Origin of the sequence: Arthrobacter sp. UYCu712 (assembly GCF_040547005.1) — a bacterium.
Lineage (GTDB): Bacteria > Actinomycetota > Actinomycetes > Actinomycetales > Micrococcaceae > Arthrobacter.
Genome location: NZ_JBEPOZ010000005.1, coordinates 182,748 through 198,198, shown reverse-complemented (window position 1 = coordinate 198,198; position 15,451 = coordinate 182,748). Strand labels below are relative to the sequence as shown.

General features: G+C 66.8%; 17 protein-coding genes. 12 read left to right on the top strand and 5 right to left on the bottom strand.

What is annotated here, in order from left to right:
- Positions 1–17: 17 nt before the first annotated feature.
- From ABIB51_RS07670 to ABIB51_RS07645, 6 genes are all read left to right on the top strand, one after another.
- The gene (locus ABIB51_RS07670) at positions 18–374 is read left to right on the top strand and encodes a VOC family protein (RefSeq protein ID WP_354187061.1); all 357 of its coding nucleotides are present in this window, start codon (positions 18–20) and stop codon (positions 372–374) included.
- Between the two features lie 106 nt (positions 375–480).
- The gene (locus ABIB51_RS07665) at positions 481–1,056 is read left to right on the top strand and encodes a hypothetical protein (protein ID WP_354187059.1); all 576 of its coding nucleotides are present in this window, start codon (positions 481–483) and stop codon (positions 1,054–1,056) included.
- A gap of 10 nt (positions 1,057–1,066) precedes the next feature.
- Positions 1,067–1,900: an exodeoxyribonuclease III gene (locus tag ABIB51_RS07660; RefSeq protein WP_354187057.1), complete on the top strand. Its 834-nt coding sequence runs from the start codon at positions 1,067–1,069 to the stop codon at positions 1,898–1,900.
- A gap of 17 nt (positions 1,901–1,917) precedes the next feature.
- Positions 1,918–3,039 carry a tryptophan--tRNA ligase gene (gene trpS, locus ABIB51_RS07655; protein ID WP_354187055.1) on the top strand — a complete coding sequence of 374 codons (1,122 nt, stop codon included), beginning with the start codon at positions 1,918–1,920 and terminating at the stop codon, positions 3,037–3,039.
- A gap of 4 nt (positions 3,040–3,043) precedes the next feature.
- Positions 3,044–3,679: a 2'-5' RNA ligase family protein gene (locus ABIB51_RS07650; RefSeq protein ID WP_354187053.1), complete on the top strand. Its 636-nt coding sequence runs from the start codon at positions 3,044–3,046 to the stop codon at positions 3,677–3,679.
- Positions 3,624–4,790 carry a YihY/virulence factor BrkB family protein gene (locus ABIB51_RS07645; protein WP_502916091.1) on the top strand — a complete coding sequence of 389 codons (1,167 nt, stop codon included), beginning with the start codon at positions 3,624–3,626 and terminating at the stop codon, positions 4,788–4,790. The genes ABIB51_RS07650 and ABIB51_RS07645 overlap by 56 nt, the downstream gene beginning before the upstream one ends.
- Here the strand turns inward: ABIB51_RS07645 and ABIB51_RS07640 are convergent.
- From ABIB51_RS07640 to sdhC, 5 genes are all read right to left on the bottom strand, one after another.
- Positions 4,747–5,517 carry an alpha/beta hydrolase family protein gene (locus ABIB51_RS07640; RefSeq protein ID WP_354187051.1) on the bottom strand — a complete coding sequence of 257 codons (771 nt, stop codon included), beginning with the start codon at positions 5,515–5,517 and terminating at the stop codon, positions 4,747–4,749. The two genes, ABIB51_RS07645 and ABIB51_RS07640, sit on opposite strands and share 44 nt — an antisense overlap.
- A gap of 117 nt (positions 5,518–5,634) precedes the next feature.
- Positions 5,635–6,417: a succinate dehydrogenase iron-sulfur subunit gene (locus ABIB51_RS07635; protein ID WP_354187049.1), complete on the bottom strand. Its 783-nt coding sequence runs from the start codon at positions 6,415–6,417 to the stop codon at positions 5,635–5,637.
- A 1-nt stretch (position 6,418) separates the two neighbouring features.
- Complete coding sequence (sdhA, locus tag ABIB51_RS07630) at positions 6,419–8,218, bottom strand: succinate dehydrogenase flavoprotein subunit (protein WP_354187047.1); 1,800 nt, start codon at positions 8,216–8,218, stop codon at positions 6,419–6,421.
- Between the two features lie 161 nt (positions 8,219–8,379).
- Positions 8,380–8,862 carry a succinate dehydrogenase hydrophobic membrane anchor subunit gene (locus ABIB51_RS07625; RefSeq protein WP_354187045.1) on the bottom strand — a complete coding sequence of 161 codons (483 nt, stop codon included), beginning with the start codon at positions 8,860–8,862 and terminating at the stop codon, positions 8,380–8,382.
- 3 nt (positions 8,863–8,865) lie between these two features.
- On the bottom strand, positions 8,866–9,246 hold the full coding sequence (sdhC, locus tag ABIB51_RS07620) for a succinate dehydrogenase, cytochrome b556 subunit (RefSeq protein ID WP_214840006.1): 381 nt from the start codon (positions 9,244–9,246) through the stop codon (positions 8,866–8,868).
- Between the two features lie 280 nt (positions 9,247–9,526).
- Between sdhC and ABIB51_RS07615 the strand changes: the two genes are divergently transcribed.
- The 6 genes from ABIB51_RS07615 (at position 9,527) to ABIB51_RS07590 (ending at position 15,395) form a co-directional block, all read left to right on the top strand.
- Positions 9,527–10,684, top strand: a complete 1,158-nt coding sequence (locus tag ABIB51_RS07615) for a mannose-1-phosphate guanylyltransferase (RefSeq protein ID WP_354187043.1) — start codon at positions 9,527–9,529, stop codon at positions 10,682–10,684.
- A 76-nt stretch (positions 10,685–10,760) separates the two neighbouring features.
- Positions 10,761–11,960: an amidohydrolase gene (locus ABIB51_RS07610; protein ID WP_354187041.1), complete on the top strand. Its 1,200-nt coding sequence runs from the start codon at positions 10,761–10,763 to the stop codon at positions 11,958–11,960.
- 83 nt (positions 11,961–12,043) lie between these two features.
- Entirely contained in the window at positions 12,044–12,508 is a 465-nt protein-coding gene (locus ABIB51_RS07605) for a MarR family winged helix-turn-helix transcriptional regulator (RefSeq protein WP_354187039.1), read from the top strand.
- A gap of 28 nt (positions 12,509–12,536) precedes the next feature.
- Positions 12,537–12,968: an organic hydroperoxide resistance protein gene (locus tag ABIB51_RS07600; protein ID WP_354187037.1), complete on the top strand. Its 432-nt coding sequence runs from the start codon at positions 12,537–12,539 to the stop codon at positions 12,966–12,968.
- The gene (locus ABIB51_RS07595; RefSeq protein ID WP_354187035.1) at positions 12,965–13,999 is read left to right on the top strand and encodes an NADP-dependent oxidoreductase; all 1,035 of its coding nucleotides are present in this window, start codon (positions 12,965–12,967) and stop codon (positions 13,997–13,999) included. Before ABIB51_RS07600 ends, ABIB51_RS07595 begins: the two co-directional genes overlap by 4 nt.
- Before the next feature lie 286 nt (positions 14,000–14,285).
- Positions 14,286–15,395 (top strand): BMP family lipoprotein, encoded by a 1,110-nt coding sequence (locus tag ABIB51_RS07590; protein WP_502916087.1) that lies wholly within the window; start codon positions 14,286–14,288, stop codon positions 15,393–15,395.
- The last annotated feature ends 56 nt before the right edge of the window (positions 15,396–15,451 follow it).

Below are 15,451 nucleotides of genomic sequence, written 5' to 3'. Positions count from 1 at the left end.
GGGGAAAGGAGCACCCCATGATCGGCAAATGGCAATCCCTCGTCATCGACTGCGAGGACCCGGACGCCCTGGCCGCCTTCTACCAGGAGCTGCTGGGCATGGTCCGGGTCCATGAGGACGACGACTGGATTTCCATCGGTGACGCCGCCGGCCGGCCGGCCCTGGACTTCCAGCGCGTCGAAGGGCTGGTCCGTCCGCAGTGGCCCGGCGCCGACCACCCGCAGCAGATGCACGTGGACGTGCTGGTCGAGGACCTCGACGCCGCCGAGGCGGCGGTCCTCCGGCTCGGCGCCACAAGCCTCGACGCCGGCACGGAGACCTTCCGGGTCTACACGGACCCCGGCGGCCACCCGTTCTGCCTGGTGCTGACCTGAGCCCGGTATTGACCTAAGCCTGTCTGTTCTGAGCCGTGCCGGGCACGGACGTTCGCCCGCGGTGGAAGCGGGCCGGCGCGCGGCACGGGTTTGCGATAATGGGGAAATGCAATCTCTGGGCAACTCGCCGTCTTCCAAGCCGTCCGCGTACAACGCCGCCACGGGCAAGTTCTCGATGTTCCGGATCGGCGGCCTGGGCATGACCGTCTTCATCATCGCGTTCCTGGTCGCGGTCATCTTCGCGGCCAACCAGAACGACGTCGTGGGCTGGGTGGTGGCGGTGATTGCCGGCTTCTGGCTGGCCCTGGCAGCCTTCGTCGTCTTCAGCATCCAGAAGGCCGCCAAGAAGGCCACCGCGAAACTCGCCGAGGCGCAGAACGCGTTCAACGCCGCCGCCGGCCGGGCGCCGTCGTCGGGCAGCGTTGACCACGGCAGCACCCGGCTCCTGGGCGAACGACGCGAAGCCGACGAGGTCCGCGACCTGAAACTGGACCACTCCTTCAAGATTGTCCAGGTGCAGGTCCGCGTCGTGGAGCAGGAGCGGGCCAAGGGCGCGGCCTCGGACCAGGAAACCATCCGCCGGGCGCTGGAGACCATCGAAATCACGGCCACCAACGCGCGCGACATGATCAAGTCCTCCGGCGGAAATGACGAGCCCGTCAGCGGAACCATCATCGACTAGAGTGGATCGGGTGAGCTCGGCATTGGAGAAGGACCACCTTCGCATCGCATCAGTCAACGTCAACGGCCTTCGCGCCGCCTATAAGAAGGGCATGGCGGAATGGCTTGAACCCCGCGAGGTGGACATCCTCTGCCTTCAGGAAGTGCGCGCGCCTGACGCGATCGTCCACGAACTGCTCGGCGAGGGCTGGTACATCCTGCACGCCGAAGCCGAGGCCAAGGGCCGGGCCGGCGTCGCTATCGCCTCCCGCACCGAACCCCTACAGACCCGGGTCGGGATCGGCGACGACTACTTCGCCACCGCGGGCCGCTGGGTCGAGGCCGACTTCACCGTCCGCAACGCCGAGGGCGAAGCCTCCCGGCTCACGGTTGTCAGCGCCTATGTGCACTCCGGTGAGGCCGGCACCCCCAAGCAGGACGACAAATTCCGGTTCCTGGACGTCATGAGCACGCGGCTGCCCGAACTGTCCAAGCACAGTGACCACGCCGTCGTGGTCGGCGACCTCAACGTGGGCCACACGGAACTGGATATCCGGAACTGGAAGGGCAACGTCAAGCGTGCCGGCTTCCTTCCGGAAGAGCGGGCGTACTTCGACCGCTTCTTTGGCGAGGACATCGGCTGGAAGGATGTCCACAGGGGCCTGGCGGGCAGCGTCGACGGGCCCTACACCTGGTGGTCGCAACGGGGACAGGCCTTCGACAACGACACCGGCTGGCGCATTGATTACCACATGGCCACGCCCGCCCTCGCTGCTGCCGCAGTGTCGGCCGTTGTTGACCGGGCACCGTCCTGGGACACCCGCTTCTCCGACCACGCCCCGCTGGTAGTGGACTACCGGCTCTAGTCTTAAGGCTTACACGAATGACCTCTTCTTCCACTGCGACCACGGGCACTGACACCGACGCCGCAGCCGGCCCGGACGCCGCCCTCGCCGTTGCTGCCGCGACTGGCACGGCCACTTCTGCCCGGCACCGCATCCTCTCCGGGATGCAGCCCTCCGCCGACTCCCTGCACCTGGGGAACTACCTCGGCGCCCTGGTGAACTGGGTCCGGATGCAGGACGAGTACGACGCCGTCTTCTTCATCCCGGACCTGCACGCGATCACCGTCCCGCAGGACCCGGCGGAGCTGGCCCACCGCACCCGCGTCACGGCCGCCCAGTACATCGCCGGCGGCGTGGACGTGGACAAGTGCACGCTCTTCGTCCAGTCCCAGGTCCCGGAACACGCCCAGCTGGCCTGGGTGCTCAACTGCATTACCGGCTTCGGCGAGGCCTCCCGGATGACCCAGTTCAAGGACAAAGCCCACAAGCAGGGTTCGGACCACGCCAGCGTGGGGCTCTTCACCTATCCGATCCTGCAGGCCGCGGACATCCTCCTGTACCAGCCGCACGGCGTGCCGGTGGGGGAAGACCAGCGCCAGCACGTGGAACTCAGCCGCGACCTCGCCCAGCGCTTCAACACCCGCTTCGGTGAGACGTTCACCGTGCCCCGGCCGTTCATCCAGAAGGAATCGGCGAAGATCTACGACCTGCAGCACCCCACGGCGAAGATGTCGAAGTCGGCGGACTCCCCGGCCGGCCTGATCAACCTCCTGGACGATCCCAAGGTCATCGCCAAGCGGATCAAGTCGGCCGTGACGGACGCGGAAACCGAGATCCGGTTCGACCGCGAGGCCAAGCCCGGCGTCTCCAACCTGCTGACCATCTACTCGGCCATCACCGGGCAAAGCGTCGACTCCCTCGTGGCCGCGTACCAGGGGAAGATGTACGGGCACCTCAAGGTGGACCTGGCCGAGGTGGTGGCCGAGCGCCTCACCCCGATCCGGACCCGGGCCAACGAGCTGCTGAACGACCCCGCGGAACTGGACCGCCTGCTGGCCCTGGGCGCGGACAAAGCACGCGAGATCGCCTCGGCCACGCTCCGCGACGTCTACGCCAAGGTGGGTTTCCTGCCCTACGCCGGAACCTCCGGAGCCCGCTAGGCCGATGTCCTCCGTCAGCAAAGCCACCGCGAAAGACACCCCTCGAGCCGGCAGTGCCCCCGCCGGCAACGGGCAGTCCCGCAGCGAAGGCGTCAGCATCGGTGTGATCCTGGGGTTCCCCCCGGAGATCGCCGACGAGCTCCAGCGCTGGCGTGCCTCTTTCGGTGACCCGATGGCCGGCGTCATCCCCGCCCACATCACGCTGGTGACCACCACCATGACCCAGGACTGGGAAGGGGCCCGCAACCACGTGCGCGAGGTCGCGAGGAAGCAGCAGCCGTTCACGGTGACCATCGCGGGCACCGGATCTTTCCGGCCGGTGTCTCCGGTGGTCTTCCTCAACGTCGAGGACGGCTTCGGCCAATGCGTCCGCCTGCACCAGCAGCTCCAGTGCGGTCCGCTGGAGCGCGAACTGCCGTTTGCGTACCACCCGCACGTCACCGTGGCCCACGACGTCGCGCCGGAAAGCCTCGATGAGGCCGAAACGATGCTCAAGGATTACCAGGCCACGTTCCCGGTGGCTAGCATGGGACTTTACGAGCACGACGACAACGGCATTTGGCAGCTACGGGAAGAGCTTGACTTTGGGACCGAACCTGACGACCACCGAGGCCAAGACGGCGCAGCAGCCGCCCGCTGAGCCGCCACTTCCCACCGAGCTGGCGCGCCTGAAGCTGGAAGTCATCCGAAAGCGGGTGGACTGGGGCAGGGCGCGCCGTTCCGGCGGCGGGGGACTGGCGTCGCTGATGGCCATGGTGCAGTGGCTGCTGGCCCGGCTGAACGCCTTCCGGCCCATGCGGGCCTTCCAGCACTACAGCCTCCAGCGCGGCCCGCTGATGGCCGCCGGCATCGGCTTCAACATGTTCTTCTCCATCACCGGCCTGCTGGCCACAGGCTTCTCCGTGGCCGGGCTCCTGCTCAGCGGCAACTCGGCGCTGCTGGACCAGGTGGTCAGCAGCGTCGCGACCAGCGCCCCCGGGCTGTTGAAAGTCGACGGCGGGGAAGGCCTGGTGGATCCACAGGACCTGCTGAACCCCGACAGGCTGGGCTGGGCGGCCACCATCGGCGCCGTGGTCACCGTGGTGACCTCACTGGGCTGGATTGCCGGCCTGCGCGACGGCCTGCGTGGTGTGATGCGGCTCGGCCCGCGGAAAATGAACCCGATCCTCCTGAAACTGCGCGACGTCGGCACCCTCCTGCTGCTGGGCGCGGCGCTGGTGGTCAGCGCCGGCGCGTCGCTGCTGTTCGGCACCGCCGCGGACTGGGTGACCGTGCAGCTCCAGCTGGATCCCCTGGTGGCCGGGCCGCTGACCACGTCCATCAAGATCGGTGTGCCGCTGGTGCTTGGCTGGTGCACCGCGCTGATCATGTTCCGTCTGGCGGGCAGCCTGAAGCTGGCCCGCCGTTCCCTGCTGGAAGGCAGCATCCTCGCGGCGGTGGGGACCACAATCCTTCAGATCTTCAGCACCGAACTGCTCGGCAGCGCCGGCCGGAACCCCATCCTGGCGCCCTTCGCCATCATCATCGGCCTGCTCATCTGGTTCAACCTGGTCAGCCAGGTGTACCTGCTGTCCGCGGCCTGGGCCACGATCCGGGATGAGGACCTCAGGGCCGAGCCGGCCGCCACCACCAAGGGGTGGGGCTCCCGCCAGGTCCAGCCGGGCAAGACCCCCGTGGAATCCGGCCAGCGCCGCAGCGCCGCTGCGCCTACGAGCCGGCGTCGAGGTATTGGTCGGCCCAGGCAGAAATAATCTTCGCGGCACGTGCCGCCTGGCCCTTCCCCGTCAGGAGGTGGTCGCTGCCCTCCAGCGAGACGAAGCTGCGCGGGTGGCGTGCGGTCTGGAAAATGGTGCTGGCGTTTTCGATGCCCACCGTGTTGTCCGTGGGGGAGTGCAGCACCATCAGCGGCTTGTGCAGCCGCCGGATGCAGTCCGTGAGGTCGGCGCGTTCGAGGTCCTCGACGAAGTGCCGGCGGATCTCCACCCGCTTGCCGCCCAGGTCCACTTCGGCGCTGCCCTCGCTCAGGATCCGGTCCAGGGCCGCGTCAAAGACGTGGGCCACATGCTTGGGCGAGAACGGCGCTCCCACGGTGGCGACGGCGTCGAGCTCCGGGATCTCGCGGGCGGCCGACAGGACGGCGGCCCCGCCGAAGGAATGGCCCACGAGCAGCGAAATGGGCTTGCCCGAGTCCCGCATGAATTCGGCGGCCTTCACGGTGTCCGCCACTTTGTGGCTGAAGGAGCCCTCCGACCACAGGCCGGCGGATTCGCCGAGGCCCAGGTTGTCGAAGCGCAGCATGCCCACCCCGTTGTCCGCCAGGGCCTTGCACATCCGCGACGCGGACGGACTGTCCTTGCCCAGCGTGAACCCGTGCGAGAACACGCCCCAGCCTTTCACCGGCCCCTCCGGGACGTCGATGATGCCGGAGAGCAGCTCGCCGGTGGAGCCCTGGAAGGAGACCTTTTCGGAACGGGACATGGTGTCCCCTTTCGTGTCAGTGGATAGACGACGACGGCGCCCCCACCGGAGGTAGGAGGCGCCGTCGTCGGCTGTGGCCGTAGCTGAAGCAGCCGCGTGGCGGCAGCTCAAGAGGTGTTAGATCTTGCGGGAGAGGATGGCCTGCTTGACCTCGGCGATTGCCTGCGTGACCTGGATGCCGCGGGGGCATGCCTCGGTGCAGTTGAAGGTGGTGCGGCAGCGCCACACACCTTCCTTGTCGTTGAGGATCTCCAGGCGCATGTCGCCGGCGTCATCGCGGGAATCGAAGATGAAGCGGTGCGCGTTGACGATCGCCGCCGGGCCGAAGTACTGCCCGTCGGTCCAGAACACCGGGCAGGACGACGTGCACGCGGCGCAGAGGATGCACTTGGTGGTGTCGTCGAACCGCTCGCGGTCCTCGGCGGACTGCAGGCGTTCCTTGGTGGGCTCGTGGCCCCGGTTGATCAGGAAGGGCATCACTTCGCGGAAGGACTGGAAGAACGGTTCCATGTCCACGATCAGGTCCTTCTCCACCGGGAGGCCCTTGATCGGCTCGACCGTGATGGGCTTGGACGTGTCCAGGTCCTTCAGCAGGGTCTTGCAGGCGAGGCGGTTGCGGCCGTTGATGCGCATGGCATCGGAGCCGCAGACGCCGTGCGCACAGGAACGGCGGAAGGAGACGCTGCCGTCGATTTCCCACTTGATCTTGTGCAGGGCGTCGAGGACACGGTCGGTGCCGTACATGGTCACGTGGAAGTCGTCCCAGGTGGACTCGTCGGAGACCTCCGGGTTGTAGCGGCGCACACGGAGGTGGACGTCGAAGGACGGGATGTCGCCGCCGCCGCCGACACCGGCGGGGAGTTCGATCTTGGAGGCTGGCTCAGCGAGTTCAGCGGTCATCTTAGTACTTCCTCACCATCGGCTCGTAGCGCGTAAAGACCACCGGTTTGGTGGCAAGCCGGATGCCGGCTATCGACTCGGCGGAACCGTCCGCCGGGGCGTGGTCATCCTTGTACGCCATGGAGTGCTTCATGAATTTTTCGTCGTCCCGCTCGGGGAAGTCCTCGCGGAAGTGTCCGCCGCGGGATTCCTCGCGGTGCAGGGCCGCCACGGTCATGACCTTGGCCAGCTCCAGCAGGAAGCCCAGTTCCACGGCCTCGAGCAGGTCCAGGTTGAAGCGCTTGCCCTTGTCCTGGACCGTGATGCGCTGGTACCGCTCCTCGAAGGAGGCAATGTCCGAGAGGACCTGGTTCAGCGTCTCGGCCGTGCGGAACACCTGCATGTTGGCATCCATGGTGTCCTGCAATTCCTTGCGGATGGCGGCGACCTTCTCGGTGCCGTCAGCCGTGCGGACGTGGTTCAGCAGGTTGAGGGTGTAGGCCTCGGGATCAACGGGGAGGTCCACGTATTCCGCGGTCTTGGCGTATTCCGCGGCGGCGATGCCGGCGCGCTTGCCGAAGACGTTGATGTCCAGCAGCGAGTTGGTGCCGAGGCGGTTCGAGCCGTGCACGGAGACGCAGGCCACCTCGCCGGCGGCGTACAGGCCGGGAACCACCGTGTCGTTGTCCTGGAGGACCTCGGCGGTGATGTTGGTGGGGATGCCGCCCATGGCGTAGTGCGCCGTCGGGAAGACCGGAACCGGCTCCGTGTACGGCTCCACACCCAGGTAGGTGCGGGCGAACTCGGTGATGTCCGGCAGCTTGGCATCGATGTGCGCGGGCTCAAGGTGCGTCAGGTCCAGGAGGACATAGTCCTTGTTCGGGCCGCAGCCGCGTCCCTCGCGGACCTCGTTGGCCATGGAGCGGGCCACGATGTCGCGGGGGGCGAGGTCCTTGATGGTGGGGGCGTAGCGCTCCATGAAGCGCTCACCCTCGGAGTTGCGCAGGATGGCGCCTTCGCCGCGGGCCGCCTCGGAGAGGAGGATGCCCAGGCCTGCGAGGCCTGTCGGGTGGAACTGGAAGAACTCCATGTCCTCCAGCGGGATGCCGCGGCGGAACGCGATGCCCATGCCGTCGCCGGTCAGGGTGTGGGCGTTGGAGGTGGTCTTGAAGACCTTGCCGGCGCCGCCGGAGGCGAACACCACGGACTTGGCCTGGAAGACGTGCAGCTCACCGGAGGCGAGGTCGTAGGAGACGACGCCGGCGACGCGCTTCTGCTTGTACGGCGTGCCGTCCTCCCGGACTGCGTCCTCTTCGACCGTCAGGAGGTCCAGCACGTAGTACTCGTTGTAGAACTCGACGTTGTGCTTGACGCAGTTTTGGTACAGGGTCTGCAGGATCATGTGGCCGGTGCGGTCTGCGGCGTAGCAGGCGCGGCGGACCGGAGCCTTGCCGTGGTCCCGGGTGTGGCCGCCGAAACGGCGCTGGTCAATGCGGCCCTCGGGCGTGCGGTTGAACGGCAGGCCCATCTTTTCCAGGTCCAGGACGGCGTCAATCGCTTCCTTCGCCATGACCTCGGCGGCGTCCTGGTCAACCAGGTAGTCGCCGCCCTTGATGGTGTCGAAGGTGTGCCACTCCCAGTTGTCTTCTTCGACGTTGGCCAGTGCAGCGCACATGCCGCCCTGTGCCGCGCCGGTGTGGGAGCGGGTGGGGTACAGCTTGGTCAGTACTGCTGTTTTCGCGCGCTGACCTGATTCGATCGCCGCGCGCATCCCGGCGCCACCGGCACCGACGATGACGACGTCGTACTTATGGACCTGCATACCAGACGCTCTTTCTCTCAAAATTCGCTATAAAACACCGGCCGGCGGAGCCTGCCCGGTGAAATCTCGTGGGATCCCCGACCTGCACCTGGCAGGCATGGATGGCTCCCTGTGACGGACCGTGGATTGTGCCCGGGGCACGGATCGTGACGGCTGCGCCGCTACGGGACGGGGCAGAACCCGCCCGGCAGCTGGACGCCGTTGACCACGGGGCACGGGTCGAAGGTGAAGATGACCAGGGTGCCCAGGATGATGATGACCGTGGTGGCAGCGTAGAGAACGATCTTCAGCCAGAAGCGCGTTGCGTCCTTCTCGGCATAATCGTTGATGATGGTGCGCACGCCGTTGGTGCCGTGCAGCATCGCGAGCCACAGCATGGCCAGGTCCCACGCCTGCCAGAACGGGTCAGCCCATTTGCCGGCCACGAAGCCGAAGTCGATGGCGTGGATGCCTTCGCCCACCAGCAGGTTGACGGTCAGGTGGCCGAAGATCAGGACCACGAGGACGACGCCGGACAGCCGCATGAACAGCCAGGCGAACATTTCGAAGTTGCCCTTGGACGAGCCGGTGCGGCGGTACTGCGGGGCGATACGGCTGCTGCCGACCTTCCCACTGCGTGGGGGCTGAATCTCAGTTGCAGTCATGGCTTAGTGACCTCCAAGTGCGAGGGAAAGGTGGCGGATGGAGAAGCCCACCATCACGATGACCCAGAGGACCAGGACCGTCCACAGCATCTGGCGCTGGTACTTTGCGCCCTTTTTCCAGAAATCGACGGCGATGATCCGCAGGCCGTTGAAGGCGTGGAACACGATCGCTGCGACAAGGCCCGTTTCACCCAGGGCCATCAGGGGGTTCTTGTAGGCACCGATCACGGCGGTGTATGCCTCGGGGGACACACGCACCAATGAGGTGTCCAGCACGTGGACCAACAAGAAGAAGAAAATCACTACACCGGTAATGCGGTGTCCAACCCAGGACCACATGCCTTCACGGCCGCGGTACAAGGTGCCAGCTGGTTTTGTCGGCACTGAATAAACCTCCCTGCAACACAGCGGCGCTGGCATGGGATCCACGCGGGGGGAACGCCTGCTGCGAGAGCACTCGTAAGCTCAAGCCTAAATCTAGGCTTCGCTCACAGCTTATTCAATTTAGGAACCCCTTGTTGACAGGTGCCGGTACGGTTTTCGTACCGTTTTGAGACGAACGCCACATTCGGTACCCTGCCCGGAGCACCCGCCGGAGGGGGCCGGGCAGTGTCGCGCGTCGTCCTCAGGGGCCCACGGGCCGGATTCGGCTAAAGTAGCGGTGATGACTACAGACAAAGTGACAAGCCAGGATTCGCCCCAGGACTCAATGCAGGATGCCGTACTGAGCCGTTTCATTGCGGTGATTCCGGCAGGCGGTGTGGGGACCCGCCTCTGGCCCCTGTCACGGGCCGCGGCCCCCAAGTTCCTGCATGACCTCACCGGTTCGGGCAGCACACTCCTGCGCGCCACCTATGACCGGCTCCAGCCGCTGGCCGGGGAACGTGTGCTGGTGGTTACCGGAGCGGCGCACCGCGCCGCTGTTTCCCGCCAGCTTCCCGAGGTCAAGGACGCCGACCTCGTGCTGGAGAGCGAGCCCAAGGATTCCGGAGCGGCGATCGGCCTTGCCGCGGCCATCCTGCACCAGCGGGACCCGGACATCATCATGGGCTCCTTCGCCGCTGACCAGGTGATCAGCCCGGACAGCCTGTTCCAGGACGCCGTCCGCGAAGCCATCCACACGGCCGCGGCGGGCAAGATCGTCACGATCGGCATCAAGCCTACGCACCCCTCCACCGGTTTCGGTTACATCCGCTCCGGCGAGAACCTCAGCGTGCCCGGCGCCCCCAGTGCCCAGGCCGTCGTCGAGTTCGTCGAGAAGCCCAGCGAGGAAGTCGCCCAGGAATATGTGGACAGCGGTGAATACGTCTGGAACGCCGGGATGTTCGTGGCGCCCGTTTCGCTGATGCTCAAGCACCTCGAAGCCAACCAGCCTGAGCTCTTCGCCGGGCTGCAGGAAATCGCCAAGGCGTGGGACACCCCGCAGCGGGACGAGGTCACCGCCCGCGTCTGGCCCACCCTGCCCAAGATCGCCATTGACTACGCGGTTGCCGAACCGGCCGCCGCCGCGGGCGACGTCGCCGTCGTACCGGGCACTTTCCGCTGGGACGACGTCGGGGACTTCGCCTCGGTGGGCCGGCTCAACAGTGCCAAGGAAGTCAAGGACGTCACCGTGATCGGCGAGGGCGCCCGTGTGTTCACCGAAAACGCGAGCGGCGTGGTGGTCTCGGACACCAAGCGCGTGATTGCCCTGATCGGCATCAAGGACGTCGTGATCGTGGACACCCCGGATGCCCTGCTGGTCACCACCAAGGAACACTCCCAGCTCGTCAAGCAAGCGGTCGACGCCCTCAAGGCCAGCGGCGATACCGACGTCCTGTAGCAGCCTGGAGTGGTCCGATACCGTAACGCCCCGCACGCGATGCCGCTATTCCCTGAGCGCTCGATAGAGTTGTTCCGTGCGTAACTACACTACTGAAGCTGAGCCCACCACATTGGTGGGGCCGTGGCTGGAGCCCCTCCTGCCGGAGCTGATTGATTTCCGCCGGGACCTCCATGCGCACCCCGAGTTGTCATTCAAGGAGTTCCGCACCACGGACAAGCTGGTGCACCGGCTGGCAGCCGCCGGGCTCAAACCCCGCCGCCTCGAAGGCACCGGCGTGACGGTGGACATCGGCGAGGGGCCCATCGCCACGGCTCTCCGCGGCGACATCGACGCCCTGCCCATCATCGAGGAAACGGGACTGCCGTTCGCCTCGAAGAACCACGGCGTCACCCACGCCTGCGGGCATGACGTCCACACCACCACCATGCTGGGCATCGCCCTGGTCCTGCAGCGCATGCACGAGGAATCCCCGCTCCGGGGCACGGTCCGGATCATTTTCCAGCCGGCCGAGGAAACCATGCCCGGCGGCGCGCACGCCTGCATCGAACAGGGCGTCCTGGACGGCGTGCCGCGCATCCTGGCCCTGCACTGCGACCCGCGGATCAACGTCGGCAAGATCGGCACCCGGATCGGGGCAATCACGTCAGCCTCGGACACCATCAAGATTGAACTTTCCGGCCGCGGCGGCCACACCTCCCGCCCGCACCTGACCGAGGACCTTGTCTTCGCCCTGTCCCAGATCGCGGTGAACGTCCCTGCCGTGCTCTCCCGCCGCGTGGACGTGCGCAGCGGTGTCTCGGTGGTGTGGGGCCAGATCTCCGCGGGCTCCGCCCCGAACGCGATTCCGGCCAGCGGCTACATGGCAGGCACCATGCGCTGCCTGGACCGCGACGCCTGGCACGGCGCCGGCGAACTCCTCGACGACGTCGTCCGCCAGGTCGCGGCGCCCTACGGCGTCGACGTCCACCTGGAACACACCCGCGGCGTGCCGCCCGTGGTGAACTCCGAACACGAGACCGCCCTGATCGAGGCCGCGGCCCGCGCCGAAATCGGCGAGGGCGCCGTCGTCCTGACGCCGCAGTCCATGGGCGGGGAAGACTTCGCCTGGTTCCTTGCGGACATCCCCGGCGCCATGATGCGCCTGGGCACCAAGACTCCCGGCGGGGAAGAGTACGACCTCCACCGCGGCGACTACATTCTCGACGAGCGCGCGCTGGGCCTCGGCATCCAGGTGCTCACGGCGGCGGCCCTGCGCACCCTCCGCGACCTCTAAGCCCGGACCGGGCCCCCCACCCTGGAGTCCGGCCGTCGCCCAATTGAGTTGTGCACAATTCAATTGTGGCCTATCGTAGAACTATGACCAGCGAGCCGAACCCCAGCATTCCGCGCCTCGACGCCCCGCGCCTCAACCGGCAGGTGTGCTTCGCGATGTACTCGGCCTCGCGCGCTGCGACCGCCGCCTACCGGCCGATGCTCGACGACCTCGGCCTCACGTACCCGCAGTACCTCGTGATGCTCGTCCTCTGGGAGGAGCAGCCCCGCAGTGTCCGGGAACTGGGGGAGGAGCTCGGGCTCGATTCGGGCACGCTCTCGCCGCTGCTCAAGCGGCTCGAAGCCCTGGGCCTCGTGGAACGGCGCCGGTCCGTCGAGGACGAGCGCCGCGTGGAGGTGTTCCTGACCGACGCCGGGGCGGCCCTGAGCGCCGAGGCCGGCCGCCTTCCGCAACAGCTCGCCGACGCCGCCGGGCTCTCGCCCGCAGAACTTGACCAGCTCCGGGACACCCTCGGCCGGCTCACTGCCGCGCTGCATTCGTCCCGCTGAGCGCATTCCTCCAACAGAACGGAACCCCTTGAAGACTCTCTACACGGCAGAAGCACTCGCCTCCGGTGAAGGGCGCGACGGCAACGCCCGCACCCAGGACGGCAAACTGAACGTGACCCTGGCCAGCCCGGTGGAACTCGGCGGCAACGGCGAAGGAACCAACCCCGAGCAGCTGTTTGCCGCCGGCTACGCGGCCTGCTTCCACTCGGCCCTGCGTCTCGTGGGGCGCAAGGAACGGGCGGACCTCACGGATTCCGCCGTCGCCGCCAAGATCCACTTCGGTGCCCTCGCCGACGGCGCCGGCTACGGGCTGGCTGCCGAGCTCGAGATCGCGCTGCCCGGCGTGGACCGGGACACCGCCGAGGCCCTCGTCGCCAAGGCGCACCAGATCTGCCCGTATTCCAACGCCACCCGCGGAAACATCAACGTCGACATCAAGATCCTGGAGGTCGCAGCATGAGCGCCCACACCGTACCAACCACAACCCTCCCCGGCATTTCGCGGGAAATCCAGCTCGCCTCCCGGCCGCACGGCCGCCCGGTGCCGGAAAACTTCCGGCTCGCGGAATCCACGCTGCCTGAGCTGCAGGACGGCCAGGTCCTGGTCCGCAACCTCTTCATCTCGGTGGACCCGTACATGCGCGGCCGGATGAACGACGTCAAGTCCTATTCCGCGCCGTTCGCCCTGGATGCGGCGCTCGACGGCGGTGCCGTGGGTGAGGTGATCGCGTCCCGTGCCGGGGGGCTCACTGTGGGGGACACCGTGGTGCACGCGCTCGGCTGGCGCGAGTACGCCGTCGTGGACGCGGCGGCCACCACCCCGGCCCGGACGGACCTGGCCCCGGCTTCCGCCTTCCTCGGAGCACTCGGCATGACCGGGCTCACCGCCTACGCGGGCCTGCTGAAGGTTGCCGAGTTCAAGCCCGGCGACGCCGTCTTCGTGTCCGGCGCGGCCGGCGCGGTGGGCTCGCTGGTGGGGCAGATCGCCAAGGCCATGGGTGCATCCCGGGTGATCGGCAGCGCCGGAACCCCGGAAAAGGTGGCCCGGCTGCTTGAGCTCGGCTTCGACGCCGCGTTCAACTACCACGACGGCCCGGTCCGGGAACTGCTGCAGGAGGCGGCCGGTGACGCCGGCATCGACGTCTACTTCGACAACGTCGGCGGGGAGCACCTCGAGGCCGCCCTCGCCGTCCTCAACGTGGGCGGGCACGTCGCCATGTGCGGCGCCATTTCCCAGTACAACGCCACCGAGGCGACGGCCGCCCCCCGCAACCTGGCCGCCGCCATCGGCAAGCAGCTGACCCTGCGCGGCTTCCTGGTCAGCGGGCAACGCCAGCACGCCGCGGAATTCGCGCAGCAGATGGCGGCCTGGCTCGCCGACGGCACCGTGCGCTACGACGAGACAATCGTGGACGGGCTGGAGAACGCGCCGCAGGCCTTTATGGACCTGCTCGACGGCGCCAACACCGGCAAGATGCTCGTCCGGATCTAACCCGGCGGCCAGCCGCGGGAATCGAACGCGGGACCGGGCCCCGCACCGGATCGCCATCCGGTGCGGGGCATTTTCCGTACCGCTTGGTAACAAGTTCTCAACAATCTGCGGAATCGTCGGGAACTGTGTTATCCGCACGTGTCGCAGGCCACTAAAGTAGCTTGCATCAGTGCGCCTCGGCGCAGTGCTGCGAATCCATCAGTGACAACAGAGATCAGCGGAATACCGCAGACAGACACTCATTGAACTTCCGTCGTAGCGCCTACTCTTTCTTCCTGGAGGAAAATTGAAGAACTCTCTGCGTGCCACCGTCAAGCGCGGTTCGATGGCCGGTGTCGCCACCGCGGGTGCGGCTGCACTCCTGCTGACCGGTTGCGGTGCCGCCCCGGACGCCGGCAGCAGCGCCACCCAGACAGCCAGCAACTACACGGGCTGCATCGTCTCCGACTCGGGTGGATTCGACGACCAGTCATTCAACCAGTCCTCCTACGAAGGCCTGAAGAAGGCCGAAAAGGACCTTGGCATCAAGGTCAACCAGGTCGAGTCCAAGACCAACAGCGACTTCGAGCCCAACCTGCGCGCCATGGTCACCGCCGGCTGCAACCTGACCGTCACGGTCGGCTTCCTGCTCGGTGACGCCACGAAGGCCCAGGCCACGGCGAACCCGGACAAGCACTTCGCCATCATCGACTTCGGCTACGAGACCCCGATCAGCAACGTCAAGCCGATCATCTACGACACGGCCCAGGCCGCCTTCCTGGCCGGTTACCTCGCGGCAGGCACCACCAAGACCGGAACGGTCGCCACCTTCGGCGGCATCAAGATCCCCACGGTCACGATCTTCATGGACGGCTACGCCGACGGCGTGAAGTACTACAACGAGCAAAAGGGCAAGGACGTCAAGGTTCTTGGCTGGGACAAGGCCAAGCAGGACGGCTCCTTCACCGGCGACTTCGAAAAGCAGGACAAGGGCAAGCAGTTCACCCAGAACTTCCTGGACCAGGGCGCGGACATCGTGATGCCCGTCGCCGGTCCGGTCGGCAAGGGCGCGGGCGCTGCCCTCAAGGAAGCCAAGGCTGCAGGCAAGGACGTCAAACTCATCTGGGTTGACTCCGACGGCTTCCTCACGGCCCCGGATTACAAGGACATCATGCTCTCCTCCGTCATGAAGCAGATGGGCGAGGCCGTTGAGACCGTTGTGAAGGAAGACAAGGACGGCAAGTTCACCAACGCGCCGTACGTCGGCACCCTCGCGAACGACGGCGTGCAGCTGGCCCCGTTCCACGACCTGGACACCCAGGTCCCGGCCGAGCTCAAGACCGAGCTGGACCAGATCAAGAAGGACATCGCCGCCGGCAAGCTGAAGGTCGAATCCGCAGCCAGCCCGAAGTCCTAACTTCCTCCGCTAAGCGCCACGGCCCGTCCGGTCATTCACCGCACGGGCTGTGGCGC